The sequence below is a fragment of the Glycomyces sp. MUSA5-2 genome, assembly GCF_037034145.1.
Taxonomy (GTDB): Bacteria; Actinomycetota; Actinomycetes; order Mycobacteriales; family Micromonosporaceae; genus Glycomyces; species Glycomyces artemisiae.
The window spans coordinates 577,045-590,179 of sequence record NZ_JBAGKG010000002.1 but is presented as its reverse complement, the minus strand read 5'-3'; the positions used below and the strand labels follow the sequence as shown (position 1 = coordinate 590,179).

Sequence of the window (13,135 nt, the reverse complement as noted above, 5' to 3'; positions counted from 1 at the left end):
GCCGTCCCGCACATCTCATGCCCTGTTAGGACGGAGTGGCTCCGGTGATGGTGAGTTCGTAGGGGAACGGGTCGCCGACGCCGGTCTGCCACATCGTGTAGTTGCGGTGCACCGACGGGGTGGCCGCGACGACGAGCATCATGTGGGTCTCCCCGCTCTGGAGCGAGAAGTTCGCGGTCTGGCCCGGTGCGTAGAGCGGGCTGTAGCGGACCGAGAAGTCGGCCTTGACGGCCACGAGGCGGAAGCGCCAGTCGGCGCCGGAGAGGCTGGAGGCCCCGGTGAGGGCGACGCTGACGTTGGACGTGGTCGGGTTGAGGCGGATCATGTTGTGGCCGTACTGGTGCGGCGCGTCGGCGGTGCCGATCCGGTAGCGGTTCGAGCCGAGGCTCGTCAGCGGATCGGTGTGCAGCGGACGGTAGCTGCCGCCGCCGCGCCACAGGTCGGAGCGCATGGCCGCGCCCTCGTCGAAGTCGTAGACGACCTGCCTGGAGGTCATCTCGCCGATGAGCGTGGCGAACTCCTGCTGGTCGAGTTGCAGGACGCGTTTGATCGTGTCGATCGGATGCTCGCCCTGCTTTGCCTCGAACCAGAGCCGGTCGACGGCTTCGGCGCCGTAGAGTTCGGCGATCGTGTCGAACATCAGCCAGTCGCCATAGTAGGTCTCCTGCGCGAGCCAGCGGAAGTGCTGGCGGTCCACATAGTACCCGGAGCCGACGACGACCTCGGGCCGCTGCATGCGCGCCATGTAGTTCGCGTGGGCCTCCCACACCGGCCCGGCGACGGGATTGCCCGCGCCCCAGCCGCCGCCGTTGCCGTTGCCGTTGGCGATGTTGATGTCCACGGCGTAGGACTGGAGGATGTGGTTGAACTCGTGCGACTCGACCCAGTCGTCCCAGATCTTGTCGTACGGCAGGCACATGTGGCCCACGCCGATGTCGTCGGGACCGGCCCAGTTCGCGGGCGGCAGGAAGCCGTTCGACCAGGTGCCGCACAGGTACAGGTTGATCCGGTACCGCGACCCGACACTGTGGTCGGCCGGGTTCACGAAGTCGACCTGGTCGACGTAGTAGTCGTAGATCTCCTCCATGTGGTCCGCGACCCACTGCGGGTAGTTCGCGTACCCGTGCTGCTGGCCCCACGCGACGGCGTCGATCGCATCGCCCCAGCGGACCGTGAAGTTCGCCGACTCCACGTAGTTGTCGGTCTCCGCGCCGGCCTCGATGAGGAACGACGGCGTGCGGGTCTGCTTCTGCTGCTGCGGGTTCCCGGTCGGCGTCTCGGTCGGCTCGCCGGCGGTCGGCGTCTGCGTGGGCGTCGAGGTGCCGCCGCACGCGGTCCCGTTGACCTTGAACCCGGTCGGTATCGTCCCGGTCCCGGTGACGGTCATGCCGAACACCTCGCGGGTCTGGCCCGCCGAGACCTGCGCGTTCCAGCCGACGTCCTCGCCGGTGAAGTGCGCGCCGGACACTGCGAAGTCCACGTTCCACGCGTTCTGCACGGACGACCCGCCCGGCAGGTCGAACTCGACCTTCCAGCCGTTCAGCCCGTCCGACCCGGCCTTGATCGAGACCGAGGCGTTGTGCCCGGTCCCCCACTGCGACGTGATCGCGTACTGCACCGAGTCGCACGCGGCGGCCGATGCCGGGCCGGCCGCGACGAACGCCAGCGACGCCGCCAGCAGTGCCCCGCACGCCGCGAACACCGCTGCGGCCCTTCGCCGCAGCCGCACGCGCGCACGACCGTCCTTGGGTATGACTTCCATCGGTTGAGCTCCTCAAGATAGGGGGCTCAGCCGTCCCCGGTTGTCGAGGACCCGAACCCCCGCAACCGGAGGGCTCGTACGGACGACTGCCCAAACATTCAAGTAGATCGATATTAGGGCAAACATCCGCGCGAAGCAACCCGGCCCGGCCGCCGGAACGGACCCGTCGGCACCGGCCTACTCGACGCCCGCGGCCTCTTTCAGGAACCGCTCCGTGAACCCCCTGGTCCGCGCGAGGTCGCTCAGCCGCTGCTTGGACGACTCCGCGTCCGTCATCCGCTCCAGCCGCCCCACCATCAGGCTGACCAGCCGCTCGACCTCGTCGCGGTCCCAGATCTGCGCCAGGAGCCCCTCGCAGTGCCGCTCGGCCTTCGCGCGGCCCTGCGGGAGCTTCGCCCCCTTCGAGAACCTCGCCACCACCGCGGCCATCAGCATGAACCGCGCGGGCCGCCACTTCCCCTCGACCCGGTTGTTCCTGAACAGCCATTCGACCTGGTACCAGGCGGCGGCCGCCGTGTAGTACGCCACTGCGTGGCCCTCCGGGTGGAAGATCCGCACGACCGGGTCGCGCCGCAGCTTCGCCGTCCGAGTGGCCTCGAAGGCGTGCCCCCGGAACACCGACGCGTACGCCTGCACGAGCTGGTTCTGCTTCACCACCCGCGTCATCGTCACCGACCGCGCGTCGTACTGGCCGCTGCGGCGCTCGTAGTAGAGGTCGCGGGGCGCCCGCTGCGTCAGGAAGAAGTCCTCGATCTCGCGGTGGATCTGCCGGTTGGCGCGCAGGTCCTCGGCGGGGATCTGGGTCTGGCGGTTCGTGGCGACCGTGATCGTGTCGGACATGACCTCGTCCTCGGTCTCGATCACCGTCAGTTTCAAATGGACGTCGTCAGTGAGCTGGTCGCGGTGCTCGAAGAGCACGTGCCCGGTCTGGCAGCCGTTCACGATCTGGAAGTCGCTCATGTGGCACTCCGAACCCGAGATGCCGAAGCTCCGCGCGATCACCGTGATCCCGTTGTTGAGCACCACGAACCGCTTGCGCTTGACCGGGTCGGCCAGCGTCTCCGCGATGCCGCTGTTGACCTCGTTGGACTCGCCCTGGAAGTCCCTGATGTTGTCCTCGAACAGGAACTTCCGAATGCTGCCGCCCGTGTCCACCAGGAGCCGCTCCACGAACACCGACGCGGGAATCGTCCCCATCCACGCTTCCTTGACCCCCGCGATGGCGGGGATCGCGACCTTGCTCGGCCACTCGAACGCGACGTTGATCTTCCGCTGCGACCGCTGGTACAGCTGATTCAGCCGCCGCCACCCGACCGCCTCGAACCGGATCGACTGGAACCGCCCGAGCTCGTCGAGCGCGGCCTCCGCCGACCGGCACTTGCCTTCGAGATCGGCGTTGGCCTCGTCGCCGCAGTGCACGTACCGGACTTCGAGCCGCGGACTGTGGTCGGGCAGCTTCTGGTGGTTGTCGTAGATCAGGCCGATCGCCTCGTGCAGTTCCTGGACCTCCGGAGACGCCGTGTACGCGATGGGGGCCCGGCCGCAGATCTGCCGCAGGTTGTCGGCCAGATCGGACACGACCTTGCCTTCGAAGTTCTGGCTCTGCTTGGCCTGCAGCACGATCACGACCACGTTCATTTCGCGGCTCGACTCCACCGCGCCCTTCACGCCGTCGAGGTCGCTGAAGAGGTCGCCGTTGATGACGATCCCCCAGGCGTCCACGCCGAGGTCGTTCCCGCCGCCGGTCCGGTGCTGCCCGGCGTTGAACTCGTCCTCGTGGAACTGATGCAGCACGCAGTGCGCGGCGAACGCCTCGAACAGCTTCGCGTCGTCCAGATCGGGCAGATCGGCCTTCTCTCGGAACGCCGCGACCCGCTCCCGGATGATCTCGTTCACTCGCCCGCCTCCTCGCCGGTCCGCCCGACCGCCGCCAGGATCTCCTCCGCGGTCGGCGCGGTCGACGGGTGGTACGTCAGGCACATCGGCACGTCGATGCGGTCGGTCGGACTCCCGTCGGCGGCCATGTAGAACTGGCCCGCCGAGAGCCGCGCGAGGTCGACCGAGGTGCCCGCCTTGGTCTGCGCCACCTCGACGGCCGCCGCGATCTGGATCGGGGCGTTGATCCGCCCGTACCAGTGCGTGCCGCAGTTGCCGACGATCTGGTTGTGGATGCCCTTGGGCGCCTGGGTCGCGAACAGCATCCCGAGGCCGTACTTGCGGGCTTGGGACGCCAGCGCGAGCGTCGACGCGAGGCAGATCGTCGTCCCGGAGGAGGGCGCGAGCGTCTGCGCCTCATCGAGCACGAGCAGGCCCGACAGCGGTCCTCCGATCGCCGGATTGCGCTTGGCCCAGGAGAAGAGCGCGAGTTCGAGCTGGTTCACGAAGCCCTGCCGCTGCTCTTCTGTGGGCAGCCCCATGAAGTTGATGACGGAGATTCGGGCCCGCTTCCCTTCCGACGGCGTCAGCAGCACGCCGGGATCCAGCGACGGCCCGGAGCCGCCGAACACGCGGTCGTTGATGACGGCCGCGCGGAGGGTCGACGCGAGCCGCAGCGCGATATCCGGCGCCTTCACGATCGAGCTGGCCTCGTCGGGCAGGTCTTCGAGGAACAGCAGGAAGCCTTCGAAGTCGGAGCTGCCGTCGCGGGCGTAGGCCGCGAGCGCCTGCTTGAGCACGGCTTTCGCGTGGTCGTCCTTCGGGGTTGCCCTGCCGATCCGCGCGCGGGGCACGAGGGAGTTCACGGCGGTGTCCACCGCGATGTCGAACTCGTCGGTGTCGTCGAGCACGGCCGCGAAGTCCGGGAGCGGCTTGAAGCTCAAGGGCCGCCCCTTCTTGCGGCCCGGGGTCCAGACGACCGTCTCGACGGTCTCGCCGTACTGCTCGGCCCACGCCGCGTCACCGTCGAGCCAGTGCTCGGGCGGTTCGGGCCAGCGCTGACCCAGGCGGGACAGGTCGTTGTTCGGGTCGAGGACGATCGACGAGACGCCTTGGAGCGCAGCGGATTCGATGATCCTCCGCAGCAGGACCGTCTTACCCGATCCGGAGCCCGCGAAGACGCCGGTGTGCTTGGCCATCGCCTTGAGGTCGGCGTAGACGGGGCGGCCGTCGAGCCGACGCCCGATGGCGGGGGCCTTCGGGGCGGGAAGCTGGTATTTCAGCACTTCGGCCATCCCGACCTGGCCCACCGCGGAGTTCCCGATGGAGCCCACCCTGCTGGTCGCGCCGTCGCCGAGTGCGCCGACGTTGATGCTGCCGCCTGTCGCGGTGGCGCGGGCGTGGGCGCCGCCCTGGAGCGGGATGGTGAGGAACCGCGGGTCTCCGGCGGTGCTCGTCCGGGTCTCGGTGGTGCCCTGGACGATCGGAGTGCCCTGGGGCGCGGCGGGTGCGGCGGGGCTCACCGGGATTTCGACGGGCGCACCGAAGACCGCCCTGAGCAGGTAGGTCCCGGACGCGGGTCGGCGGCGGCGGAGCCAGTCCTCATAGCCGGGGATGCGCTGGGTCTCCATCCGGTGCAGTGCGTAGAACACCTTGAGGTCGTTCTCGGAGGCCAGGATCTCGGTTCCGTGGCGGCCGAAGCGGTCGACCAGTTCCAGGACCTGCGAACCGGAGGACCAGCGCCGCCAGCTGTCTTCGGGCGCGGTGACCCACAGGATCCCGTGCGCGTCCTCGATGGGGTCGGCCTCGCCGAGCTTGGCCCAGGCGTAGAGGCCGCGGACGCGCGACAGGACGGCGTTGCCGTTGCCGGTGGCGAGGGCGCGGAAGGACCAGCGCCTGGCGCGCGGCTCGGACTTGTCGAGGACCTCGACGTGGAAGCCCTGCCGCTCGCCCACCGACTGGATCACCTTGAACTGCTCGGGGTCCCGGCCCGATTCGGTCCGGTAGGCGTTCAGGCCCGAGAGCAGCCAGGGACGCAGCAGGTGGAACTCGGCGCTGGACTCGGTGGTCTTGGTCAGGTCTGCTTCGGCCTTGAACCGCTCGAACTCATTGTCGAGGTCGATCAGCGGAAGCTCGATGATCTTTGGACCGGGGTTGACCGGCGCCGCGTCCTCCAGTTGCTCGATTTCCGTCACGGCTCCAGCCGCGACGCAAGAGCGCAGGTGCGCGTTGACGATTCGAAGCAGTTGACGCGGACTGAAGTTCGCCGCGTTCCCGAGGCTCCGCTCCGGGAACGGATAGCTGGGATAAGGGGGTTCGAACCCCGCCTCCTCGTAGACGGGTGCCAGAATCGCCGCAATGAGGGCTGCCGCCACTGTTCCGTTCGGCAGACCCGAATCAAGGGGAACGACCGGTACAAAGCGCTGGGCGACCGTGCCCGCTGTCGAGCTCTCGAACGACCGCCAAGTGCCCCAGAGGCATGCGAGGATCACGGTGGTCCGGCGAGTCTCGTCACGGACGTCCACCAGATTCACTCCGAGCATGTCCAAGAGCTGGTTGGCGCCTTGACGGTGGCGCTCCTCGCTTCCGACCTGCGACGCTCGGACGATGTCGTCGACCTGGTCCACCGCTATCACCGTGGCACCGCAACGCGACATGAGGTGAGACATGTCCCGCACGACTTCCTTGGGCGACTTCGGGTTCGAGCGATTGATGCCGTACTCGGGGTCGACGTCCACTTCACCACCGGTGAGGTACTCCTCGCCGAGGTTCGCCACGTACTCGTCGCGCGAGTGTAGGTAGAGCAGGGCACGCAGGGTTTTACGGGTACCGCCGAGAGCCGGGTCCAGTTCCCTGACCGCTTCGATGAAGCGGGTCGCCGACTCGTCGTCGGGCTGTCGGTCGTTCAGGATGCGCCGCATGACCTTGTCGGACACGCGCGCCTGCTCGCCGAGAGTCTTGATGAGGTGCGCGAGTCCGGTGGGAGCCTTGCGGTGCGGCATGTTGAGTGCATAAAGGTAGCTGCCCACCAGGTTCGGCCAGAACTGGTCGAAGTGGAGGATGTTAAGCCGAACAAAGAATCCGTCTCGTTCTTGGACGGTGATCCGGGTCTGCCCGAGCAGGTGGCTCTTGCCCCTGCCGCCCTCGCCGACCAAGGGCAGGCCGTACACGCTGGACTTGGTGCTCCGTTCGGCCAGGCCGATCTGTGCTTCCACCGCTCGCATCGCGGTCTCGTTGATGCCGGGCACATGTGGGCGGGCGCGCTCGTCCCAGATGTCGTCCGGGGTCACGGCGAAGTCGCCGGGTGCTCGGCGCAGTGCCTCCAATGCGTCGCTCATCGCACCTCGATCCCTATGAGGTGGCGGTACTCGCCGCCGAGCCAGAGTGCGGCCTCCCGGTCGTCGTCGGTCAGGATCTTCTGGTTGGTCTCGGGGATCAGCTCGACCTCCCTGGTCGTGTGGAGCTCGGTGAGCGCCTTGTCGACCTCGGTGCGATCCTCGCCGTCGAGGCGCTTGCGGAGCGCCCGCAGCGGAACCCAGTTCGGGGGCTCGCCGGAGAGTTCGCGATAAGACGCGACGATCCGCTCGCCGAGCGACTGCGGCCCGCCCGAGTCAGCCTCAGCGGCTTCGAACTCGACCTCCTCGGCCGCCTCGTCGGCGTAGATGTCGGCCAACTGGATGCCGGTCTTGCCCATGTGAAGGGCGATGTCGCGGACTACGGCCCAGAGGACCCGGGCGGTGCGGTTGCTCAGGCCCGTCTGGCCCGGTTCGACGAGGGCCTCGCGGGCCGCTCGCCAGCCCGCGTCGGTGAGCTCGTATCGGAAAGGGCGAACGCTTTCGTCGACCGTGAGGAGGCCCTTCTCGACCAGAGGCTCCCGCATCTTCTTCGGGTCGACTTTGTCGAAGCCGAAGGCGACTTTGAAGACACCGGTATCGCCCGCGCCGCGGAGATGCACGAGTGAGAGCAGCAGGTTGATCTCGGGGACAGTGAATGCATTGTCGGACATAGAAGGGGTTCCGTTTCAGGCGCAAGGGAGGGCGGGATGAATACAGGCACGATACCGTCTCGTCCTGCGTTTGTCAGCCCTCAGAAGTTGATCTTGACCTGCGGCGGGATATCCATACGACAATAATCGAACGCGTGTATGACCGTCCTCAGAACACATCGACAAGGCGCGATTGTGACAATCTGCAACCGGCCCACAATAGAGGGAAATTCGGGTGCATGGAACTGTGGTCACATGCACCCGAATTCGTCAGTCTGGTCGCTATCGAATTCGGTAACGGGATTCCTGATAGGCGGTTATAGCGCGGTGCGCGGTCTGGAATCGGTGGCGGAAGCCGTTGTCGCGGATGGATTCGGTGAGGTGCCGCAGGGTGATGCCGCGGCGGGCGAGGGATTGGGCGAGCCAGAGCTGCCAGTCGTCGGTGGCTTCGACGCGTCCGACCGTGCGGGCGCTCCAGAGCGGCATCGGGCTGCGGCCCTTCACGTGCGGGTTGGAGTAGTGCTTTTCGGGCCGGGGCAGGAACTCGCGGATGGCGGCCTCGGTCCAGCCGCGGGTCTTGAGGATCGGCTTGGTGATCCACACGGTCGACGGCGGGCGGTCGGTGCGGCGGGACGGTTCCGGTGCGATGCGGCGGGCGTCGTTGGCGTAGAAGCGGTCTCGTTCATCTGATGTGGAGGCTTGGGCATAGCGTTCGGCCATTGTGGGGCGCTCGGGTCGGGTCAGGCGGCGCTGGATCTCGGATTCGTCCAACACGACTCGGGTTCGGTTCTGCGGCTTGCACATGGTGTCCCCCGTTCAGGTGTTCTCCTGCAGGAGAGATTAGTTACCGATGAGTAGATCGGGGTGGCGACACGCCGGGGTCAGTTGACGCGGTCGGGATGCGTGTAGAGGTTGAAGGCGCCGCCCCGGACGAAGCCGGCGAGGGTGAGGCCGGACTCGTCGGCGAGGTCGGCGGCGAGGGAGGAGGGGGCGGAGACCGCGGCGAGGACGGGGATGCCGGCCATGACGGCCTTCTGGACGAGTTCGAAGGAGGCGCGGCCGGAGACGGCGAGGACGGTGCCGCGCAAGGGAAGCAGGTCCTGCTGGAGGGCCTGGCCGATGACTTTGTCGACGGCGTTGTGGCGGCCGACGTCCTCTTTGGCGGCGAGGAGTTCGCCGTCGGCGGTGAAGAGGGCGGCGGCGTGGAGGCCGCCGGTCTTGTCGAAGATCTTCTGGGACTTGCGCAGTCGCGCGGGGAGGTCGCCGAGGACGTCGGCGTCGACGACCGTGGCGTCCTCGGCGAGGTCCCAGACCGCCTTGGTGCGGACGTCTTCGAGGCTGTCCTTGCCGCAGACGCCGCACGCGGAGGTGACGGTGAAGTTGCGCTTGGCGGACTTCGCGGGCGGCTCGACGCCCGGGGCGAGGGCGATGTCGAGGAGGTTGTAGGTCTGCTCGCCGTCGGCGTCGACGCCCGCGCAGTAACGCATGGTCAGGACGTCGGCGGGCTTGGTGATGACGCCTTCGGAGAGGAGGAAGCCGGAGGCGAGATCGAAGTCGTCGCCGGGGGTGCGCATGGTGACCTGGAGGGATTCGCCGCCGACGCGCAGTTCGAGGGGCTCCTCGACGACGAGCGTGTCAATGCGCCCGGTGCGCTCGCCGTCGGCGAGGCGGGTGGTCTTGCGGCGGACGGTCACGCGGCCCATGTGGTTCCTTAAATTGCCTTCAGGCGGCTTCAGCTTGGATTCAGGTGCTCGGTGGTTCTCTTGCCTGCATAGCTCGACGGGAGCCGGGGCCGCAAGGGCCGCGGTCGAAGGTCACGGCGAGGAGGGCGCCGGTAAGGGGGCGGCGGGCGCGACGGCAGCGGCTTCGGAGGCGCTGTCGGGCTCGAAGCGGACGACGATGGATTTGGAAGTGGGGGTGTTGCTGAACTCGGCCACCGAGTCGAGCGGGACCAGCACGTTCGTCTCGGGGTAGTACGCGGCGGCGCAGCCGCGGGCGGTCGGGTAGTGGACGATCTTGAAGTGCGGGGCGCGGCGGTCCCCGTCGGACCATTCGCTGACGAGGTCGCAGTAGGCGCCGTCGGCCAGGCCCAGTTCGGCGGCGTCGTCAGGGTTGACGAGCACGACCCGGCGGCCGTCGTGGATGCCGCGGTAGCGGTCGTTGAGCCCGTAGATGGTGGTGTTGAACTGGTCGTGGCTGCGCAGGGTCTGGAGCAGCAGCCGGCCCGGCCCGGCCTCGGGCGAGGTCACCGGGTTGACGGTGAAGTTCGCTTTGCCGGTGGCCGTGGGGAAGGCGCGTTCGTCGCGCGGCGCGTGCGGGAGGGCGAACCCGCCGGGGACGCGGGCGCGGGCGTTGTAGTCGGCGAAGCCGGGCACGACCCGTTCGATGCGGTCGCGGATGCGGTCGTAGTCGGCGGCGAAGTCCTCCCAGGGCACGTCGTCGGCGTCGCCGAGGACGGCGCGGGCGAGTCCGGCGACGATGGCGACTTCGCTGCGCATGTGCGGGCTGAGCGGGGCGACGCGGCCGTGGGACGAGTGGACGATGCCCATCGAGTCCTCGACCGTGACGAACTGCTCGCGGCCGCCGGGCGCGTCGACGTCGGTGCGGCCGAGGGCCGGGAGGATCAGCGCGCGGGCGCCGGTGACGACGTGCGAGCGGTTGAGCTTCGTGGAGACGTGCACGGTGAGGCGGCAGCCGCGCATGGCGTCCTCGGTGGTGGTCGTGTCCGGGCTGGCGGACACGAAGTTGCCGCCCATGGCGAAGAAGACCTTGACGCGGCGGTCGCGCATCGCGCGGATGGTGTCGACCGTGTCGAGGCCGTGGCGGCGGGGCGGCGCGAAGCCGAACTCGGTGCCGAGGGCGTCGAGGAAGCGGTCGGGCATCCGCTCCCAGATGCCCATGGTGCGGTCGCCTTGGACGTTGGAGTGGCCGCGCACGGGGCAGACGCCCGCGCCGGGGCGGCCGATGTTGCCGCGCAGGAGGAGGAAGGAGACGATTTCGCGGATCGTGGGGACCGCGTGCCGGTGCTGGGTCAGGCCCATCGCCCAGCACACGACGATCTTGTCGGCGGCCAGGACCATGGTGAACAGGCGCTCGATCTCGACCGGGGACAGGCCGGTGCGGCGGACCGCCTCGGCGAGGACGGCCTCGTCGTCGCCGTCCGCGTGGTGGGCGGCGAAGGCGTCGAAGCCGTGCGTGTACCGGTCGATGAAGTCGCGGTCGATGACGCCGGGCGCGTCGGCCTCGGCTCGCAGGAGCATCCGGTTGAGGAGGCTGAACAGGGCGAGGTCGCCGCCGACCTTGATCTGGAGGAACAGGTCGGTGAGGTCGGTGCCGCGCCCGGCGAGCCCGCGGGCGGTCTGCGGGTTCTTGAAGCGCTGGAGCCCGGCCTCGGGCAGGGGGTTGAGCGTGGCGATCCTCCCCCCGGCGCGCTTGGCCTTCTCCAGGGCCGTGAGCATCCGCGGGTGGTTGGTGCCGGGGTTCTGGCCCGCGACGATGATGAGGTCGGCCTGGTACAGGTCGTCGAGGAGGACGCTGCCCTTGCCGATCCCGATGGTCTCGGCCAGCGCCGAGCCCGAGGATTCATGGCACATATTGGAACAATCGGGCAAATTGGAAGTTCCAAATTTGCGGGCGAAGAGCTGGTAGAGGAACGCGGCCTCGTTGCTGGTGCGCCCGGAGGTGTAGAACGCGGCCTCGTCGGGGCTGTCGAGGGCGGTGAGTTCACCGGCGATGAGCGAGAAGGCGTCGTCCCAGGTGACGGGCGTGTAGTGGGTGGCGCCTTCGGCGAGGTAGACGGGTTCGGTGAGGCGGCCCTGCTGGCCGAGCCAGTACCCGGACTTGTCGGCGAGGTCGGCGACGGGGTGGGCGGCGAAGAAGTCGGGGCCGACGCGCAGGCGGGTGCCTTCTTCGGCGACGGCTTTGGCGCCGTTCTCGCAGAACTCGGCGGGGTGCCGGTGGAGGGGTTCGGGCCAGGCGCAGCCGGGGCAGTCGAAGCCGTCGGTCTGGTTGACCTTGCGCAGGAGCGGGAGGCCGCGTTTGATTCCGGCTTGTGAGCCGACGACGCGGACCGAGTTGAGGACGGCGGGCATGCCGACGGCGTGGTCCTTCGGCGGGTGGACGGTGGGCGCGTCCTGCGCGGGATCGGTCTCTTGGGCGCGGCTCATCGGGCCAGTGTAGGCCCGGTGGATGCGGGGCGGCCGGGAACGAGGCCGCGGCGGGGGGGCGCGGTGTCGCGGCGCGGTCCACCAGGGGTGCAAGGTGACTCGAAAGGGGTGACGAATCATCACGAGTGCGGATGAAATCCCAGTTCATCGGGTATCGGGGCGAATCAGCGCGGACCGTTCGGGCACTTGTGTGCAGGTAGGCTGAGCCGTGCGGATCGGCGCGCGTCCTCTATTGCGGACCCGCGAGGGCGTCCTCATTGGAAGGCGGTCGGATGCACAGGTCGGAACCGGAGCCCCAAGGGAGGCTGCACGGGCGGCTGCTCCAGATCCTGGGGGCGTTTTCAGGCGTGGTCGCGCTGATCGCCATGTGGCAGCTCGGGGTGTTCGGCGGGGATTCGGACCGCGAGCCGGTGAGCGCGGTGGACGGGCCGACGACCGAGTGGCCGTCGGCGGCCGAGGACGGTTCGAGTGCGGCGGCGGTCGCGGAGACGGCGAGCTCGGCCCTGGAGACGCCGTCGGAGTCGGTGTCGGAGTCGCAGGAGTCCGATTCGCCGTCGGAGTCGTCGACGACGGACGCTCCCCCGCCGGATACCGAAGCGCCGCAGGAGGAAGAGTCGACCGTGGAGGGCGCCGCGTGCGTCGCCTATCTGAGTTTGGACGAGGAGTGGCAGGGGTCGATCGACGTGTCGGTCGAGGTGGTCAACGTCGGGGACGAGCGGCTGGAGACCTGGGAGATCGACCTGGACCTGGACGATGTGGACATCTATCACTACTGGAACATGGACGACCTCGGCCGCGGCTGGTTCGGGGCGAAGAACTGGAACGGGCGGCTCGACCCCGGTGAGGACGCGGTGACCGGGTTCCAGGCGGAGGTCGACGACCGCTTCGACCTGCCCGATTCGGTGCCCTGCACGGCCTACGAATAGGTTCCCGCGGGACCCCTTCTGACGCTACCCTCGTGCAAAGCGGTTTGGAGGCGGCTATGACCGAGTTCGAGCACGTCCAAGTGGTCACGACCACCGATTCTGCCGAGTCCGCGGCCTCGTTGGCGCGCACCGCCGTCGAGGCGAGGCTCGCCGCCTGCGCGCAGGTCTTCGGCCCCCTGTGCAGCATCTACTGGTGGGAGGGGAAAGTGGACACCGCGCAGGAGTGGCGGGTCGTCCTGAAGACCACCGCCGCCGCCTACCCCGATCTGGAGGCCCACCTCAAGGCCGGTCACGGCTACGAGGTCCCCGAGGTCGTCATGCTCCCCATCACGGCCGGGAACCCCGAGTACCTGGAGTGGATCGACGCGGAGACCGCCGGCCGATCCTGACCGGGATTGTCGTACCTCGCGGGCAGACTTGC

General features: G+C 68.6%; 9 protein-coding genes. 2 read left to right on the top strand and 7 right to left on the bottom strand.

All coding sequences use genetic code 11. The features are described 5' to 3' along the window. Window positions 1-25 precede the first annotated feature (25 nt). The 7 genes from WA640_RS08375 to WA640_RS08345 form a co-directional block, all read right to left on the bottom strand. A complete protein-coding gene (locus tag WA640_RS08375; RefSeq protein ID WP_335987176.1) occupies window positions 26-1,762 on the bottom strand; it encodes a DUF6055 domain-containing protein in 1,737 nt (578 codons plus the stop codon). A gap of 177 nt (window positions 1,763-1,939) precedes the next feature. Next, window positions 1,940-3,658: an AIPR family protein gene (locus WA640_RS08370; protein WP_335987174.1), complete on the bottom strand. Its 1,719-nt coding sequence runs from the start codon at window positions 3,656-3,658 to the stop codon at window positions 1,940-1,942. After that, a complete protein-coding gene (locus WA640_RS08365; protein ID WP_335987173.1) occupies window positions 3,655-6,975 on the bottom strand; it encodes an ATP-binding protein in 3,321 nt (1,106 codons plus the stop codon). Before WA640_RS08365 ends, WA640_RS08370 begins: the two co-directional genes overlap by 4 nt. After that, a complete protein-coding gene (locus tag WA640_RS08360; protein ID WP_335987172.1) occupies window positions 6,972-7,643 on the bottom strand; it encodes a hypothetical protein in 672 nt (223 codons plus the stop codon). The genes WA640_RS08365 and WA640_RS08360 overlap by 4 nt, the downstream gene beginning before the upstream one ends. 261 nt (window positions 7,644-7,904) lie before the next feature. Then, on the bottom strand, window positions 7,905-8,342 hold the full coding sequence (locus WA640_RS08355; protein WP_335987170.1) for a hypothetical protein: 438 nt from the start codon (window positions 8,340-8,342) through the stop codon (window positions 7,905-7,907). A 161-nt stretch (window positions 8,343-8,503) separates the two neighbouring features. Further along, window positions 8,504-9,325, bottom strand: a complete 822-nt coding sequence (gene fdhD / locus WA640_RS08350; RefSeq protein WP_335987168.1) for a formate dehydrogenase accessory sulfurtransferase FdhD — start codon at window positions 9,323-9,325, stop codon at window positions 8,504-8,506. A 111-nt stretch (window positions 9,326-9,436) separates the two neighbouring features. Further along, a complete protein-coding gene (locus tag WA640_RS08345) occupies window positions 9,437-11,788 on the bottom strand; it encodes an FdhF/YdeP family oxidoreductase (RefSeq protein ID WP_335987167.1) in 2,352 nt (783 codons plus the stop codon). Between the two features lie 272 nt (window positions 11,789-12,060). On the opposite strand from WA640_RS08345, the gene WA640_RS08340 reads away from it, so the two are divergent. Further along, entirely contained in the window at window positions 12,061-12,714 is a 654-nt protein-coding gene (locus WA640_RS08340; protein WP_335987166.1) for a cellulose binding domain-containing protein, read from the top strand. A 56-nt stretch (window positions 12,715-12,770) separates the two neighbouring features. Next, the gene (cutA, locus tag WA640_RS08335) at window positions 12,771-13,103 is read left to right on the top strand and encodes a divalent-cation tolerance protein CutA (protein WP_335987165.1); all 333 of its coding nucleotides are present in this window, start codon (window positions 12,771-12,773) and stop codon (window positions 13,101-13,103) included. Window positions 13,104-13,135 lie beyond the last annotated feature (32 nt).